General features: G+C 59.0%; 12 protein-coding genes. 2 read left to right on the top strand and 10 right to left on the bottom strand.

Going from position 1 to position 16,976, the window contains the following annotated elements:
- Nucleotides 1–154 precede the first annotated feature (154 nt).
- Nucleotides 155–5,746 (bottom strand): dermonecrotic toxin domain-containing protein, encoded by a 5,592-nt coding sequence (locus JFU47_RS11695; protein WP_201183070.1) that lies wholly within the window; start codon nt 5,744–5,746, stop codon nt 155–157.
- Nucleotides 5,747–5,933: 187 nt separating this feature from the next.
- Between JFU47_RS11695 and JFU47_RS11690 the strand changes: the two genes are divergently transcribed.
- On the top strand, nt 5,934–6,953 hold the full coding sequence (locus JFU47_RS11690) for an alpha/beta fold hydrolase (protein ID WP_140893479.1): 1,020 nt from the start codon (nt 5,934–5,936) through the stop codon (nt 6,951–6,953).
- Between the two features lie 118 nt (nt 6,954–7,071).
- The gene (locus tag JFU47_RS11685; RefSeq protein ID WP_140893480.1) at nt 7,072–7,737 is read left to right on the top strand and encodes a DsbA family oxidoreductase; all 666 of its coding nucleotides are present in this window, start codon (nt 7,072–7,074) and stop codon (nt 7,735–7,737) included.
- 122 nt (nt 7,738–7,859) lie between these two features.
- Here the strand turns inward: JFU47_RS11685 and JFU47_RS11680 are convergent, their stop codons facing one another.
- From JFU47_RS11680 to JFU47_RS11640, 9 genes are all read right to left on the bottom strand, one after another.
- Complete coding sequence (locus JFU47_RS11680; RefSeq protein ID WP_178082235.1) at nt 7,860–8,189, bottom strand: GlpM family protein; 330 nt, start codon at nt 8,187–8,189, stop codon at nt 7,860–7,862.
- Nucleotides 8,190–8,197: 8 nt separating this feature from the next.
- Entirely contained in the window at nt 8,198–9,526 is a 1,329-nt protein-coding gene (locus tag JFU47_RS11675; protein WP_140677021.1) for a sigma-54-dependent transcriptional regulator, read from the bottom strand.
- The gene (locus JFU47_RS11670; protein WP_201183069.1) at nt 9,523–11,424 is read right to left on the bottom strand and encodes a sensor histidine kinase; all 1,902 of its coding nucleotides are present in this window, start codon (nt 11,422–11,424) and stop codon (nt 9,523–9,525) included. Before JFU47_RS11670 ends, JFU47_RS11675 begins: the two co-directional genes overlap by 4 nt.
- A gap of 158 nt (nt 11,425–11,582) precedes the next feature.
- Nucleotides 11,583–12,317 (bottom strand): amino acid ABC transporter ATP-binding protein, encoded by a 735-nt coding sequence (locus JFU47_RS11665; protein WP_140677015.1) that lies wholly within the window; start codon nt 12,315–12,317, stop codon nt 11,583–11,585.
- Nucleotides 12,314–12,985, bottom strand: coding sequence for an amino acid ABC transporter permease (locus tag JFU47_RS11660; RefSeq protein WP_033053683.1), 672 nt, complete (start codon nt 12,983–12,985; stop codon nt 12,314–12,316). Before JFU47_RS11660 ends, JFU47_RS11665 begins: the two co-directional genes overlap by 4 nt.
- Nucleotides 12,985–13,731, bottom strand: a complete 747-nt coding sequence (locus JFU47_RS11655) for an amino acid ABC transporter permease (RefSeq protein ID WP_123368456.1) — start codon at nt 13,729–13,731, stop codon at nt 12,985–12,987. Before JFU47_RS11655 ends, JFU47_RS11660 begins: the two co-directional genes overlap by 1 nt.
- A 189-nt stretch (nt 13,732–13,920) precedes the next feature.
- Nucleotides 13,921–14,835: a glutamate/aspartate ABC transporter substrate-binding protein gene (locus tag JFU47_RS11650; RefSeq protein WP_201183067.1), complete on the bottom strand. Its 915-nt coding sequence runs from the start codon at nt 14,833–14,835 to the stop codon at nt 13,921–13,923.
- Nucleotides 14,836–15,161: 326 nt separating this feature from the next.
- Nucleotides 15,162–15,572, bottom strand: coding sequence for a DUF4440 domain-containing protein (locus tag JFU47_RS11645; RefSeq protein ID WP_140677013.1), 411 nt, complete (start codon nt 15,570–15,572; stop codon nt 15,162–15,164).
- Nucleotides 15,553–16,920, bottom strand: a complete 1,368-nt coding sequence (locus JFU47_RS11640; RefSeq protein WP_140893485.1) for an MFS transporter — start codon at nt 16,918–16,920, stop codon at nt 15,553–15,555. The genes JFU47_RS11645 and JFU47_RS11640 overlap by 20 nt, the downstream gene beginning before the upstream one ends.
- Nucleotides 16,921–16,976 lie beyond the last annotated feature (56 nt).

Here is a 16,976-nt window from a genome sequence, read left to right as displayed (position 1 = left end):
AGCAATCCCGTGATTCGGGACATATGAGTGGTCGATTGAGAGCTTGAACGGAGAGTTTGACTACTGTCAGATGTGACAGGTCGGTGCACTTTTCGGACGAGTGGCAAGCTTCGGCCGTCCGGCACAGGGGCATTACCCCCCTGCGCCGGTGGGGTCAGAGGTCCTGGAAGTGCAGCAAGGCTAACTGCCTGCCGATGTCACCACGCCAGACAGGGTCGACCGGTGCACCGATTTGCGCCTGCGTTTGTTGCCATTGCAGGCCGAGCTGGCGTTGTTGCGCTGTTTTGAGGTGAGCTTTGACGAACTCGTCGAAGCGCGGTTGGGGCTTGTTGTAGTGAAAATGGGCATACCACAGGCGCTGTGCCGGAGTTTGCGTCAGGTCGAGCACTTCATATTCCTGCAGGAAGTCCCTGCGCCCGCCCGCCGGGCGTGCGAGCTCCGTCAATACACCGTTCTTGCGAATCTGCACCGCACCCTGTTTGAGTAGATAGTCCAGATACCCTTCTGTTGGCGTCTGGCTGATGAGGGAGTGCTGGATGCGCAAGTCTCGTCCTTTGCGCGTCAGTTCGGCAGCCTTGTCGCGCAGTTGCCCGATGAGGGGAGCCTGGGGGGCGAGACGTTCGATCTGGCTGGCGCGCAGGCGAAGCTCGGCGGCTTCAGTGAGCATCATGTGTTCAAGGTCGACGGGCAGCATTTTTTGCCGGGCGTAGGCTTCGACCTTGTTCTGGTAATCCGCCTGGGTGTTCAAGCGACTCCTTGCCTCCGTCAACAAAGGCCCGACATCAGTGTGGAAACGCTGTTGGCTGACCCGCACGGGATTATCCTGCAGACGGTATTTGCCGTGTGACCCTGGCAACCAGTTTTCGGTATAGCCATCGATGCCATTGAGCGTGAATCGATCCTGGCCGCTGATCACGTCACCGATCAACAATTGACCTTGCTCGGTTTCAAAGATCTTTTTCACGACAGGCCCGGCCGGCCGCGGCACAGATGTTTGTCTGATGGCCTGGCGAGCTCGTTCGGCGGTTTTTTCTATGCCGTCCAGGAGCAGCGGGACATAGGTGAGATCGAAATGTTGGGGGTAGCTGGCCGTCCATGCGGTCAGCTCCTTGCGAAATTGATCGTAGGCCGCGAGACAGTCTTCAAGAAGCTTGTTGCGTTCGGCGTGGCGGGCGTTCACTTGGGGAAGACTGCGCTGGGTAGACAGGACCCGGTCGATCCTGGCCCGTGCGTCAGCCATCTGGGTTTGCAGATAGAACCAGGAGACATCATTAACCGCTTCAAACCGACTGACGACTTGCAAGTATTGACCTGTTTTCAGGTACTGCCGGTTCTCCGGCAGCAATGCGTTTGTCAGTTTGTCTTTTTCTGTCGTTACGATTTTTCGTTGAGCGTCATTGGTGATGCGCCTGCTCCATTCATCAATCTGTGCGCTGGCCGCGTCGATTAATTCCATCTCCTTGATTACCCCTATCCGCACATTTTTGCGCTGTTGCAGAAGGCTCAATATGGGTTTGTAGTCTGTACTGGGCAGAGCATCCGCCTGGTTCGCAAGGTCTTCCAGTTCGTCCAGGTGCTGAGCGATGCGCCTGGCGCTAAACCTCACCCGGTGCAGTGAGCGGTCCACTATCATCCAGGCCACTCGACTTTTTGCGTCTTTAATATCTGCCCGCTTGTTGCCATGGCTCAGCGACAACAGTTCTTCGAGTTCCAGGTAACTGGTTTTGGCCTGTTCTATTTCTTGCAAGCAAGCAGCGTCCAGTCGCTGGATTTGTGCCGTGTGGGTCTCAGGGGGGCTGCTTTGGTAGCGCTCCAGCGCCTCATTTGTGCGCTTGCTCAGGGTATTGAGTTGCTCAATCCTGGCATCGCAGCTGGCTGTCAGTGCTTGTTGGCGCCGAAAAACCCGATCAACCCACCAACGCGGCAGTCGATCGCGGATGGCCGTCGGCCAGATCGGATCAAGCCTGTTGGCCAGGTAACTTTGTACCCCACCCCCTCCCGCCAGGCCGCCATTGAAGGCTGTCCCGTAAACGGCGAAGTGAGTGTTCCATTGCCCGCTGGCATCGAGGGCTATGGGTTGTTTATAGCTTTTGAGCCGAGTCCCGCTCAGCCGCCAGGCCCCCTCATGCAATTCCACCTTGTAGAGGATTCCGTACCTGACAATGAAGTCACCGTCGGCGTGACGATAGACATTGCGGTAGACGCCGTGCGTATCGGGTTGAAGGCCCGCCAGGGAAACGTGTTTTTCGTAGTGGTAGCCAGCGAATCGGGCCGCGACATGCCGGGCCTCTCGTGCCGATATCTGAGGAGCGGACGAGGCGGCAATGCCTCTGAACATTCTGCTCCACTGGCGATGAATCGTTCGTGTGCGGATTGCGCTGAGCCGCAAGTTGAAACCCGAAAGAAGGTCCACGCCTGCATCGATCAACGCCTGCAAAACCATGGTTATTTCCGCCATGCCACGCACGTGATCACCTTTGCGAAAGGCCGCGACGGCTTGATTGGCGCTGTTCCAGGCGTCATAGAGGCCGACACCGGTACCGATGATGGGCAAGACGCCAATGGCCATTTTCAAGTAGGTGAACACCTTCTCGCCGTTGACTGCGTATTGCTCCAGAAACAGTTCGCTGTTGGAGCGTGAGGTGTTGCGGTGAGCCAGGATCAGGCGGCCCATCTCGGCATCCAATAGATGGGCTGGCAATGAAGTGCTCTTGGGCCACGGGCGCCCAACACCGATGATCCCATCGAAGTTTTTCAGCACGGCCTGTGTGATGCGGGTCAGGTGATTCGCCTTTAGGCCGTCGAGGGCGCGCTCTGCCAGATAGTTGGCTATTTCACTGCCAAGGCACAGATCGAACAACGCCTTTCGGGCTTGCTCCAGACTGTTGTATCGGCGCAGGAAAACGCCGTCCGGGGTATCGGGCAGGTACAGCAGCGTAAGACCGCTGATTTGCTCCTCAATAAAGGTAATACCCGACAGGGTGGTTGGCTTGTTGTCCGTATCTTTGCCCCCCGCGCTCAAGCACGCGGGCAGCAGTACGATCTGCTGGCCATTGGCGGACCAGGCCTGCGGCGTCGCAGCTTCAATGGCGATGCTCAGGATTTGCCACTCGGTGGCGTTGATTGCACCTCGCAGGAGGGCAAAGCGTCCCTGAATGGCGAGTTGCAAGCGGTAGGGTTCGAGCAGGCATTCGTGGTGGTATTCACGTTCGAAGGCCGATGCTGTCGCAGGTCCGCTGTAGGTGCTGCGTATCAGCTCTTCGTAGTGCTGCGCCAGATCAAGTTCCGGCACGAGGGCGCACAGGTACGACAGCGTGATGCCTTTGACCAGCGCATCGCGCTCGGCATCGGCGCTGGCGGTGACTTCGACACGCATGAAGCTCAAACGCTGCTTGATACTGTCGTCGATGTTCAGCAGCGCCAGTTCATGGATCGACAGTTTGCTGCGGCTTTGGCTGGCGACCCACACGGTTTTGGTCGGCGTTCCCGGTGCGCCTGGGGCCACTATGAAGTGTTGTTCGGATGTCACCGCATCAGGAAGGTCCAATTGCACGGAGAAGCTGTGCTTGAGTGAGAAATCCTCGCGCAGCCGGGCATCGACGCGTTTGGCTGAGAAGCTACTGACCAGCGGCAAAGTGAGCTCGTGTAGCGCGTGGGCGCGTTGCAAGGCCGGTACATAGCGTTCAATCAATGCATTGAGCTGCAAGCGTTCACCCTGTGACGCCTGGGTGAGCCATTGGGGGAGCTGGCGGGTCAATTGTGCGCTTAGGTTTTGCTCGACGATCTGTGCGTAAGCGAGGTCCCGGTTCTGGTGGCTGGGCACCAGCAGGGCGGTAAGCGTCTGCTCGCGTAACTGTCCCAGTGCGTTCGCTTGTTGTGCGGGGTGGGAACTGATGGGGTATTGCAGCCGGATCTCGGCTGCGCGGCGTTCGAAGGTCGAGACTTGTTGATGCAAGCTGTACTCGAAAGGGTCGGTGTTGATCAGGGTCAGTTGCAACGCCGCGTGCCCGCCAGCGGCGTGCAGTTTAAACAGGGAACACTCCATTTCCCGGCGATTGGCGAACCGTTGCAAGCCTCCGCCAGCACCGGTGCAGTAGAGCAACAGGCTTTGCGTTGAGGACGGGTCTTGCAGCGTCGCTGTGTCGGCGAAAACCAGCAGTCCCTCCAGCTCCTGGCGCTGCGAAAGGGTTTCAATTTCGCGGGTTTCGCTGACCGATAATGTTACGCAGGCAGCGGCGCTGTGATCAGAACGATCGGCGCTGGCAGGCGTTTTCAACACCGCTTCAAGCAGGCTGTGTTCGGCGGTATTGATCTGATCCAGTTTGAGTTGGATGTTGGCCTCGGTTTGCAGGGCCTTGAGTCTCGCCTGGTAGAGTGCGGTGTATTGGGTGTTGATTGTCGAGGTATCGAAAACGCGCTCGCGCTCCAGCAAGGCGGATGCCGCTGTCATGGCGGCTTGCTCGGCCTCGTCCAGGGATGCAAACAGGGTCTTGAGCTCTGTCATTCGTGGATTGTCAGATGTCCCCGGATCGTTTTTTTTCAGCATGTTTTCGATGGCGCTGTATTGCTGTTTGAGTGCGGCCTTGCGCACGAACAAAGAAAATTCGTGCCCCGGATTACCGAGCGGGAAGGACGGGGCGAGCGCCTGATCATCCTGCTCGGGTACCGGTGCGGGGAGGTCTGGCGCTTCGGTAAAGCCCCCCGTTGCGCGGCGTTGTGCGTCGACTTGATCGACAGCGAGCAGTGCGTAGGCCGCCTGTTCGGCAATGTCATCGCCAAGGCCGGTGCTTGCGCTTTCCAGTTGAATGGCGTGCAAACGGTCCAGTAATTGGGCCGCACCTGCCTCCAGCGGGGCACTCGGGTTGTTGTAGTCGACGACGCTGTGACCGTCAGTCGTGACACTCCAGGGGATAGCGTGTTGATGCCTGATCAGCCAGCTGTCCAGTTCGCTGCGCTGACTAAAGTGCAACAGTGCGGGCCGGTGGGTGGGTAGATACAGCAACTGGTCGGTGGATTGTCCCCCGTAGAGACTGATGGCCAGCACACCGGGAAGTTTGGCAAAACGATTGTCACGGCGCTGCAGGGCCAACTGTTCGGCCGTGACCCGCTGGCCTGCCACTTCGGATTTTCCATCGACGGGATCGAGGACCGCCAGCAGCGGCTTTAACTGCTCGGCACTTAACGCACCCTCGGCGAGGGCCAACTGGCCTGCAGCGTCAATGTGTGTGCGGTACAACCGGGCGACCAGATGCCGTCTTGATAATGGCGAGCCAATTGCCCGGCCGTTCCAGTACGTGTTCCAGCCGTCCGTCAGGCACTGCTTCAGGTCCAGGGCTTTGAGTTGTGTGAGCAGTTCGCCGGCAGCGGTGGAGACGTGTCGATGGCTGCGATCGATTCCCGCCACCTGACAGGGCGGGATACGCCGCGGGTCCAGATCCGGTTGTTGCAGGAGGAAGGCGCAGGCTTGCGTCAGGCTGCAACGGCGCGAAGAGCGCTCGGCGGTGGCCGGAAAAAACAGGCCGACCCTCTCGCCATCCAGATCCAGTTGCTGCTTGAGCGTTTGCGTCAACAGGTTGCGAACGCTTGGGGAGTTCGCCATGAGCTTGAGCATTTGCTGCTGGCTGTCTTGCCAGCGCTGCGAGGCCTGGAGGAACAAATGTTCATTCTGGATCGCCGGGACGGCGCCGGGTGCGAGGCCAAAATCGCTGAGGGTGGAGAGGTCGGGGTTGTGATGTTGTTCGAGCATGGTTGCCTGCTTCAGGGTGGACGGTTGGCAGGCATTGAATGCGAAGGGGCTCGGGAGGTGGTGGTACATAGTTATCGCATTGACCGCTCAGCGATCTTCATCAAACTGTCACGTAACTGTGGCAGCGCGCTTGAACAAACTTCATCAGACTCGCGCTCTACTGGAGTTCTGCGTTTCGGTGTTTTTCATGCGTGTTTTCTTTTTTCTGGCCGCGCTGTTGTTCGGCCTGCCGTCCTTGGCGGCATCTCGTTGCGATATCAATGTTCCGACCGAGCGGGTCGATCTGGCACAGGTGAGCCTGGCGTACCAGAGCATCGGTCGTGCGTCGGACCCTGCGTTGTTGCTGGTGATGGGCTTGGGCGGGCAGTTGATTCACTGGCCGGACGAGGTGGTGATTGCGCTGTGTCAGCAAGGCTTTCGGGTGATTCGCTATGACAATCGCGATGTCGGGCTCTCGACCTGGCGGCAAACGCCCGTCGACGCCAACCTGACGTTCGAAGTGCTGCGCTACAAACTCGGTTTGCCGGTGTCGGCGCCGTACACCTTGACCGATATGGCAGGCGATGCTTTTGGCTTGATGGATGCGTTGCATGTCGAGCAATTCCACGTGTTGGGCGCGAGCATGGGCGGGATGATCGCCCAGCACATGGCAGCGATGGCGCCGCAACGGGTCGAGAGCCTGACCCTGATCATGACCAGTTCCGGGGCCGAAGGCTTGCCGGCGCCGAGTGCGGCGTTGGTGCAACTGTTGTCGCGTCGTGGGGCGCCCAATCGCGAAGTGGCGCTGGAGCAGCAAGCCGATTTGCTGGCGGCGCTGGGAAGCCCGACGGTGAGCGATGATCGGCAAGCGCTACTGCATCAGGCGGCGCAGTCCTATGACCGGGCATTCAACCCCGAGGGCGTGAAGCGCCAGATCATGGCGATCCTCGCCGAGCGCAGTCGTGTAGCACTGCTCAATCAACTGCGCGTACCGACGCTGGTGGTTCACGGCACTGCTGATCCGTTGCTGCCGGTCATGCACGGTGTGCACCTGGCGGCGCATATCCGCGGCAGTCAGCTGAAGTTGATTCCGGGGCTGGCGCATCGATTCCAGGAAGCGTTCAAGGCGCCGTTGCTGGCGGCGGTATTGCCGTATTTGCAGGCCCACCGCGAAGACACCTCGCATTGGGCGCAGATTGATCCGGTGGCTGAACACAACCTCCTGTAACACCAGAATCCAATGTGGGAGCGAGCCTGCTCGCTCCCACATTGGATCTGCTGCGTGCTCAGGCCAGACGGGTGTATCGTTCGAACTTTCCGGCGCGTTCCAATCTGCGAGGTGTGTGATGAGTCCCCCCCTGAAAATCGATTTCGTCAGCGACGTGTCCTGCCCCTGGTGCGTCGTCGGCCTCTACGGCCTGACCCGGGCCCTGGATTTGCTGGGCGACGAGGTGCAGGCCGAGATCCGTTTCCAGCCGTTCGAACTGAACCCGAAGATGGGCCCGGAAGGACAGAACATCACCGAGCACATCACCGAAAAATATGGCTCGACGCCTGAGCAATCCCAGAAAAATCGCGAGATGATCCGCGCGCGCGGCGCCGAGGTCGGGTTTGCGTTTCGCACGGACGGCAACAGCCGCATCTACAACACCTTCGATGCCCACCGTTTGCTGTTCTGGGCGGGACTGGAAGGGTTGCAGTTCAATTTGAAAGAGGCGCTGTTCAAGTTGTATTTCACCGAGGGCGGCAATCCGTCCGACCATGGGCAGTTGGCGCAGATCGCCGAAAGCGTGGGGCTGGATCGGTCGCGAGCCGAGGCGATTCTGGCGTCGGACGAGTTCGCCAAAGAGGTTCGAGAGGAAGAGCAGTTGTGGCTGTCGCGCGGAGTGAGTTCAGTGCCGACGGTGGTGTTTAACGGGCAGTACGCCGTGAGTGGCGGGCAGCCGGTGGACGCCTTTGTCGGGGCAATTCGGCAGATCATGAGTGAAGCGAAGGGCGGGACGGTGAGCTGATCCTGTGGCACGCGCGGTCACTGTGGGAGCGAGCCTGCTCGCGAAGAGGGAGTGTCAGCTGGCATTAATGTTGACTGAAACACCGCCTTCGCGAGCAGGCTCGCTCCCACAGTGATTTGCGCTCAATTCTGGAAGTGAACCCAAACCGAAACCAACACCGTAGCCGCCATCAACCAAGCCACTGCCGCTACAGCGAGCGAAGCCTCCAGCCGCATCCGGTCCACCATCACATACAACGTCGCCAGGTAGATGAAGTAAGGAATGATCGACCACATCCCGAACACGATGGTGGTCTTCAAGTCTTCCAGCGAACGGCCCTTGCCGACGATGTAATGCGCAATCAGCGCAAAGGTCGGAAACAGCGGCACCAATCCGGCGATGTAATAGTTTTTGGTCTTGGCCAGTGCGGCGAGGATCACCACCACGGCCGCGCCCAAGGTTGCTTTGAGAATCAGGTCCATCAGTGGCTCAGCCCGTACTTCTTCACTTTGTCGAACAGCGTGGTCTTGGCCATGCCCAGTTCCAGGCTGGCCTGGGTCAGGTTGCCGCCGCTGCGCTGCAAGGCGTCGTTGAGCAAGTTGCGTTCGAAGGCTTCCACCGCTTCGGCGAAGGCCAGGCCCTGATTGCTGCCGCTGGCACCGGGCTTCTTGAAGGCCGGCAAGCCCAGGGCGAACCGCTCGGCCACGTTGCGCAATTCCCGCACGTTGCCCGGCCAGTCGTGGCTCATCAGGTTGGAGAGGGTCTGGTTGTCCAGATCCGGCACTGTGCGGTCGAAGCGCAGGGATGACTGCTGCAGGAAATGTTCGAACAGTTGCAGGATGTCTTCGCGGCGTTCGCGTAGCGGCGGCAGTTCCAGGGTGACCACATTGAGGCGGTAATACAGGTCGCTACGAAATTCGCCGGTCTTGCTCGTCGCGTCCAGGTCGGATTTGGTCGCCGCGATCACCCGGCAATCCACTGCCACGCTCTGGTTCGAACCCAGGCGTTCCAGAGTGCGCTCCTGCAACACCCGCAGCAGTTTGATTTGCAGCGGCAGCGGCATGCTTTCCACTTCATCGAGGAACAGCGTGCCGCCGTCGGCGTGTTCGATCTTGCCGATCCGCCGCTTGCCGGCGCCGGTAAAGGCGTTGGCTTCATGGCCGAAGATTTCGCTTTCGAACAGGTTTTCCGGCAGGCCCCCGCAGTTCAGCGCGACGAACTGCTTGGTGTGCCGCCGACTGAAGTCGTGCAGACAGCGTGCGACCAGTTCCTTGCCGGTGCCGGTCTCGCCTTCGATCAGCACGTTGGCCGACGTATCGGCAACGTTGGCGATCAATTCCCGCAGGTTCTGCATGGCGGGCGAGCGGCCGATAATCCGGCCTTCGAGGGAATCCCGCTCCGCCAGTTGCCGACGCAACGAAAAGACTTCCCGCGCCAGGCTGCGTTGCTCCAGCGCACGGCGCGCCACATCGACCAGACGTTCGGGGGAAAAAGGTTTCTCCATGAAGTCATAGGCGCCTTTCTGCATCGCGCCGACAGCCATGGAGATGTCGCCGTGACCGGTAATCAGCACCACCGGCAGGCTGCGGTCGCGGGCCTTGAGGCGGGTCAGCAGTTCCAGGCCGTCGATGCCCGGCAGGCGGATGTCGCTGATGACGATGCCGGCGAAGTTGTCGCCGACCCGCTCCAGCGCCTCTTCGGCGCTGCCGACTCCCTCGCAGGGAATGTCTTCCAGTGTCAGCGCCTGTTGGCAGCCGAGCAGCACATGGGGGTCGTCTTCGACGATCAGCACACTAAGGTCGTTGTTCATATTGGCTCGGCGTGAGTGGGGCTTACCAACGGTAAACTGAGGACGAAGGTGGTACCACCGCTGGCCGGGTGCTCGACACCCAGGTGCCCGCCGGTGGCGGCGGCCAGGCTGGCGGAAAGGGTCAGGCCGAGGCCCAGCCCCTGTTCGCCGGGTTTGGTGGTGAAGAACGGTTCGAACAAATGCTTGCGCGCTTCGGCGTCGATGCCGTGGCCGTTATCGCGTACACGAAGGCGATATTTGCCATCGAACTCTTCGCCTTCGAGCCACAGTTCTGGCAGCGGTTGTGCCTGCATGGCGTCGAGGGCGTTGCCGATCAGGTTGACCAGAATCTGCTCCAGACGGGTCTGGTCGATCTGCACCTGCAGATCGGCGAAGTCTCGGTGCAGTTGCAGATGCGCGCTTTCCACGCGACCACCGAGCAGCTGCAAGGCTGCATCCACCGCTTTGCCGAGGCTGGCCTGACCTTTGTCGTCTCCGCGGCGAGCGAACGAACGCAGGCTGGCGGTGATCCGGCCCATGCGGTCGATCAGTTCGTTGATGGTCTTGAGGTTGGTGCTGGCAACGTCCAGTTGACCGCGTTCCAGAAACCGCACGGTGTTGCCGGACAAGGTCCGCAGCGCTGCCAGTGGCTGGTTCAATTCGTGGGCGATGCTGGTGGACATCTGGCCGATGGCCGCGAGTTTACCGGCCTGCACCAGTTCATCCTGGGCATGGCGTAGCGTCTCTTCGGCCAGACGCCGTTCGCGGATCTGCCCCTTGAGCCGTTCGTTGCTGGCGCGCAGATCAGTGGTGCGTTCGGTAATCCGACGCTCCAGTTGATTGTTGGCTTCCTGCAAGGCCTCCCGGGCGGCGAGGCGCGTGGCAATGACCTTGCGCCGTTCGTTCCAGGCGATCAGCAGGAACGCCACGAGGGCAAACGCCACCGCCACCAGAATCCCCTGATTGATCGCTTCGCGCCGCAAATCCTGCAGGGGGGTGAGCAGGGTGAAATTCCACGGGGTATCGCTCAGTGGGCGGGTTTGCGACAGGTAGCTGATGTCCTCTTCATCTGATTCCACTTCACTGTTGGCGGGGAAGGTGAGTTTTTCCTCGCCTTCGGCCAGTCGTTCACGGGCCAGCGGTTGCAGTTCGTTCAGTGGGAACCAGTAGTACTGAAGGCTGCGGGCCAGTTTTTCCTTGGTCTCGTCGCTCAGCGGCACAACCGATTTCAGGCGCCGTGCCGGATCACTGGAAAGAATGATGATGCCGTTTTCATCGCTGACGAAAGCTTCCAGCCGCGCGCGTTGCCAGCGTTCTTCCATGGCCTCGAGGCGGACCTTGACCACCGCGACGCCAATGATCTTGCCGTGTTCTTCCAGGCCATGAGCCAGGTAATAACCGGGCTCGCCGTTGGTGCTGCCGATGCCATAGAAGCGCCCCGGCTGACCGCGCACGGCATTCTGGAAATAGGCGCGAAAGGACAGATCTTCGCCCAAGTAACTGTCGACATCGCGCCAGTTGCTGGTCGCCATGACACGACCGGTGGTGTCCATCACGTAGATAGCCCGACTGCGGCTGCGCCGGTTCAGGCCTTCGAGGTATTCATTGACCGTCTGCCGGTGTTCTGGCGACGGGTCGGCCAACAGCTTCGAAACACTGGATTCGAGTTCCAGCAGGCTGGGCAGGTAGGTGTACTTGCTGATTTCGCTCTCGACAGCGCGGGCGTGCAGTTCCAGCTGACGCTGGCCGTTCTCGCTGAGGCTGCGAATTCCGTAGTGTTCACTGACCCAGAAGCCGAGGTAACCCAACCCGATCATCAGGGCGATGACCAGCGGCGGCAGGAACAGATGGCGAATCAGACGGGGTTTCACGGCGAGTGATGGCGGCGCGGCGCGATAGAGAGTGGGGTCGCATTTCATCACAGATGCCTTGGGTCAACCACTACAAGCCCTGAGGAACCCCCGTAGGAGCTGCCGAAGGCTGCGATCTTTTGCTCTTGATCTCCTGGGATTCTGCAAGAATCAAGATCAAAAGATCGCAGCCTTCGGCAGCTCCTACAGGGGCGGCCGTGTAGCTTTTAGTGCTGCAGAATCTTGGCGAGGAAATGCTGCGTACGCTCGGCGCGAGCGTTGATGTCGCCGAAGAACTCCTCTTTCTTGCAGTCTTCGATGATTTTGCCCTGGTCCATGAAGATCACCCGGTCCGCCACTTTACGGGCGAAGCCCATTTCGTGGGTCACGCACATCATGGTCATGCCTTCGTGGGCCAGTTGCACCATCACGTCGAGTACTTCGTTGACCATTTCAGGGTCCAGCGCCGAAGTCGGTTCGTCGAACAGCATGACGATCGGGTCCATCGCCAGCGCTCGGGCAATCGCCACACGCTGTTGCTGACCACCGGAGAGCTGGCCCGGGTGCTTATGCGCATGGGCAGACAGCCCGACGCGCTCAAGCAGTTGCAGGCCTTTCTTGGTGGCTTCTGCCTTGCTGCGGCCCAACACCTTGATCTGCGCGATGGTCAGGTTTTCGGTGATGGTCAGGTGCGGGAACAGTTCGAAATGCTGGAACACCATGCCAACGCGCGAACGCAGTTTCGGCAGATCGGTCTTCGGGTCGGCGATGGACGTGCCATCGACCACCACGTCGCCTTTCTGGAACGGTTCCAGGGCATTGACGCATTTGATCAGGGTGGATTTGCCGGAACCGGACGGCCCGCATACCACAATCACTTCGCCTTTTTTGACCTCGGTGCTGCAGTCAGTCAGTACCTGGAAGTCGCCATACCACTTGTTGACATTCTTGATAGAGATCATACGGCAAACCTTTTTTGCAGACGCTTGACCAGCAGCGAGGCGGCAAAGCTGATTGTGAAGTACGTGAGACCTGCAAAGATCAGGAACTCGTTGGAGCGACCGATGATGTCGCCACTGGCACGCGAGGCATTGAGGAAGTCCACCAGACCGACCGCGTAGACCAGCGAGGTGTCCTGAAACAGGATGATGCTTTGTTGTAGCAGCAGCGGGGTCATCTTGCGGAACGCTTGCGGCAGGATGATCAAACGCATCATCTGGCCATACGTCATGCCCAGGGCTTGGGCAGCACCCATCTGACCCTTGGAGATCGATTGCACGCCGGCCCGGACGATTTCGCAGAAGTACGCCGCTTCGAACATCATGAACGCCACGATGCACGAGGCGAATGCGCCGATCGGGGTGTCTTCGCCGGTGATCCAGCGCAGTACGAACGGCACCGCCAGGTAGAACCAGGTGATCACCAGCAGCAGCGGAATCGAGCGGAAGTAGTTAACGTAGGCGCCGGCAATGTTCGACAGCAATTTGCTGTGGGACAGGCGCATCAGCGCCAGGATCGTGCCGAGGATGATCCCGCCGACGACGCCCAGCGCCATCAGTTGCAGGGTCATGACCATGCCGTTCCACAAACCCGGCAGGGACGGGATGATGCCCGAGAAGTCGAATTCCATCATTTACCCCCTACGGAGATCAGGCCCGGTACGGCCACTTTCTTCTCGACCATGCGCATCAGCAGCATCAGGCCCATGTTCAGCGTGAAGTAAATCAGCGTTGCCAGGGTGAAGGCTTCGAACAGGTTGGCGGAGAACTCGGCGGTCTGTTTGGTCTGTGCGAGCAACTCCATCAGGCCGATCAGCGACGCGACGGAAGAGTTCTTGAACACGTTCAGGAATTCCGAGGTGAGCGGCGGAATGATGATCCGATAGGCTTGGGGCAGCAGCACGTTCCAGTAGATCTGCGGCAGCTTGAAGCCCATGGCGCGAGCGGCGGCTTCCTGGCCGCGAGGCAGCGCCTGGATGCCGGTACGCACTTGTTCGCATACACGAGCGGCGGTGAACAGGCCCAGGCAGACGACGACGCTCAGGTAGGCCGAAGTGGTCGGGTTCAGGTCCTGCTTGTACCAGTCTTGCAGGTTCTGAGGCAGCAGATCGGGCACCAGGAAGTACCAGATGAACAGCTGAACCAGCAGTGGCACATTACGGAAGAGTTCGACGTAACAGGTCGCGATGCCCGATACGATGCGGTTCGGCACGGTGCGCATGACGCCCAGCATCGAGCCCAGCAGCAGGGCAACGATCCAGGCCACGACGGCGATGGCGATGGTCCAGCCCAAACCGGAGACGTACCAGTCGAGATACGTCTCGCTGCCCACTCCGGTGGACTTGAAGAACACGCCCCAGTCCCAGTTGTAATTCATTAGGGTCTCCCCTCAGATCGATCGATGTACAAGTGCCCGCCTGGGGAAGCTCCGTTCCCGCCCGTTGAAGACCGGGCACACACGAGCGGCTCGACAGCCACCGGTTCGAGTGTTTCCAAAAATGCCAGCAGGGAGTGACTATCCCCCGAAAGGGCAGTGGCCCTCTCAGGAGATAAGGTTAGTCAGAAATCAGGATTTCTTGTCGTCAGCCGCTTTATCGGTCGGATTGGCGATCAGGGCCTTGAGCTCGTCGCTCATCGGGAACATCAGGTTCAGGTTTTTTGGCGGGATTGGCTGCATGAACCATTTTTCGTAGATCTTGTTGATCTCGCCGGACTTGTAGGTCGCAACGATCGCGTCATCCACGGCCTTCTTGAACGGCGCGTCGCCCTTGCGGACCATGCAGCCGTAGATTTCGTAGGACTGTGCAGTACCGGTCACGGCCCAATCGGTTGGCTTCTTGGCCTTGGCCATTTCACCCGCCAGCAAGGCGTCGTCCATCATGAAAGCAACGGCGCGGCCGCTTTCCAGCATGTTGAAGGATTCGCCGTGGTCTTTGGCGGAGATGACGTTCATGCCCATCTGCTTGTCGGCGTTCATCGACTTGAGGATGCGCTCGGACGTGGTGCCGGCGGTGGTCACGACGTTCTTGCCTTTCAGGTCCGGGAAGTCTTTGTAAGGAGAATCTTTCTTGGACAGCAGCTTGGTGCCGATTTCGAAAATGCCGACGGAGAAGTCAACTTGCTGCTGACGCTCGACGTTGTTGGTGGTGGAGCCGCACTCGACGTCCACGGTGCCGTTCTGCACCAGCGGGATACGGGTTTGCGAGGTGACCAGGTTGTATTTGACCTGAAGGTTCGGCAGGTCGAGGTCTTTCTTGATGGCTTCAACGATTTTCAGCTGGATATCGTGGGAGTAGCCAACCGGTTTGCCGGAAGCGTCCGCGATGTAGGAAAACGGAATGGAAGCGTCACGATGCCCGAGGGTGATAACGCCGGACTCTTTGATCTTCTTCAGGGTGCCGGTGAGTTCGGCGGCGAAAACTGGAGTGCTGATCAGAGCGGCAGCAATGGCTGCGCCCAGGAGATGGGGAACGATGCGCATCAAATTTTCCTCGACATTGTTTTTATATGGAGCCAGTTCATCGGCCCTTTTTTGTGCTTCGAATGCTTGCCGGCTCCTGAAGGGTTGGCTCAGCGGACATTCGTCCAAGAGTGTAGAGCATGACTCGTGCCAGGCCAGGCTGAACAGATCAACTTATTGATTTATAAGGTGATTAAATATTTATGGCGCAGTTTTTGACGTTGGAGAATCCGGGTAACCGAATCGACTGACAGGTCGCGTTCGGAAAACCGAATGGTGTTTGGGGTCGCTAACGTCCTTTCGGCCAGATAATAGAAGAGCCAGTGATCATGCCGTTCATATGACAATCAGCCTCCCTGGCTTAGCGGCGTTTCATGCAGGTAAATCCACTGGGCGTTGTGGTGATGGATGCCAATGATTGCCACCGAAACCCGTGAGCTCTCGCTTTGGTTTAGACGATGGGTTTCCTTGTAGCGGATCGCCACGCTGTTGCCTTCCTGCCAGACCGTCTGCAGGTCGCTGATGACGATCTCCAGGCCTGGCTTGGCGCCGACTGCACCTTTGAACATCTGTTCGACCGTCGCCCGGCTGACAATGGCGGCCGAGGTGGTGACCATGGTGAAGTGCTCGGCAAAGGCCGACATCAGCGGTTCAAGCGCCGCCTGCCCCTTACCGTTTGCGTCGGTGAACAGGGTGTGTATCAGCTCGTGCACGTGATGAATGCTGTGGTGCGCCTGTTCAACTATTTTGTTGTGCATGACAGTCCTTTTGAGTGTTCAACTGACTCAGTTGAAAGAGTGGGAATAGGCCCACCAGCGCGGCGATTGCAAAGGTCACGTGGTAGGCCTGGGTGGTATCGAAATGCTTCAAGAGCAGGTTGAAAACCATCAGGAAGAGGGCGGCGCCGATGCTGAATGACATCTGTCGGTTGATGTTCCAGATGACGCTGGCCTTGTGGGTGTCATTACCCTCGAAGTCCATCAGCGACGTGGTTTGTGCTGTGTTGGCACCGATGCCGCCGCCGATCCCCATCAAGCTGTAGGCGATGACAATCACCAAAAAGTCTGAGGGATCGTTCACCAGTAACAGGGTGGCGATGCCGGCGCTGTGCAAGAGCATGCCGAGGGCAAACAGCCGCTTCGCGCCCATCCGGTTATAGACCCGGCCACAGATCAGCATCGCGATGAACGCGCCGATGGCGTACAGGATCATGAACATCCCTGTCAGTCGGGCGCTGAAGTGCAGGGTGTTTTGCAGGAAAAAGATGCTCATCAAGTTGACCCCCGTGAACACACCGGGAATCGCGTAATAGATAAAGATGGAGGTGCTGAGTTTTTTGCTTTTGAGCAGGCTCAGTTCAATGATCGGGTTTTTGCACGTGCGGTAGTGCAGCCCGTACAGCACGACGAAAGCAACGCCGGCCATGACGAAGAGGGCGGCTACCCATGCCGGAGCGTCGCCGCCATACAACGACATGCCCATCAGCAGGCTGCCGAGCGCCGCGCTGACCAGTAGCAAGCCCTTGATGTCGGGCCTGGGCAAACTCGTCGGGCGCGCTTCGTTGATCCAGAACCAGGACAGCAATGCCGCGATCAGCGAAAACGGGATGTTGCTGTAGAACACCCAGCGCCAGGAGCTGCTGTCGACGATGACACCGCCGATGGTTGGTGAAATGGCTGGCGCTATCAGGGCAACGGCCATGACCAATGTGGATATTTTCGCCCGCTGCTCGCCCTTGAACAGGTTGAACGTCAGCGCCTGGCCGACAGGAATCAACAGTCCGCCGCCAACCCCCTGGACGAAGCGCCAGATCACCAGTTCGTTGAAACTGTTGGCCAGCCCACACATCCACACGGAGCCTGTGAACACGATCATCGAGGCGGTGAGGATTTCCCGGCTGCCAAAACGACCGGCCAGCCAGGTGCTGACCGGGATAATCAGCGTCAGCCCGAGAATATAAGCGTTAGCCACCCAGGCAACGTCTGAAGTACTAACGTGTAGCGCCGCTGATATACTCGGTAATGCGACCGCCGACATAAAGATGTTAATGCAGTCTATAAAAAAACCGATCAGAAATATCAGCGCAACTTTGTAGCGATAGGTCATGTTGTTTCCCCTTTGTCGCAAAGCATAGGGGCGGTGGACTTGAACTGTCGATACGA

Source organism: Pseudomonas sp. TH39(2020) (genome assembly GCF_016650715.1).
In the GTDB taxonomy this organism is placed as follows: domain Bacteria; phylum Pseudomonadota; class Gammaproteobacteria; order Pseudomonadales; family Pseudomonadaceae; genus Aquipseudomonas; species Aquipseudomonas mandelii_C.
The sequence above is the reverse complement of the archived record's forward strand: the minus strand, read 5'-3'. Positions and strand labels throughout refer to the sequence as shown.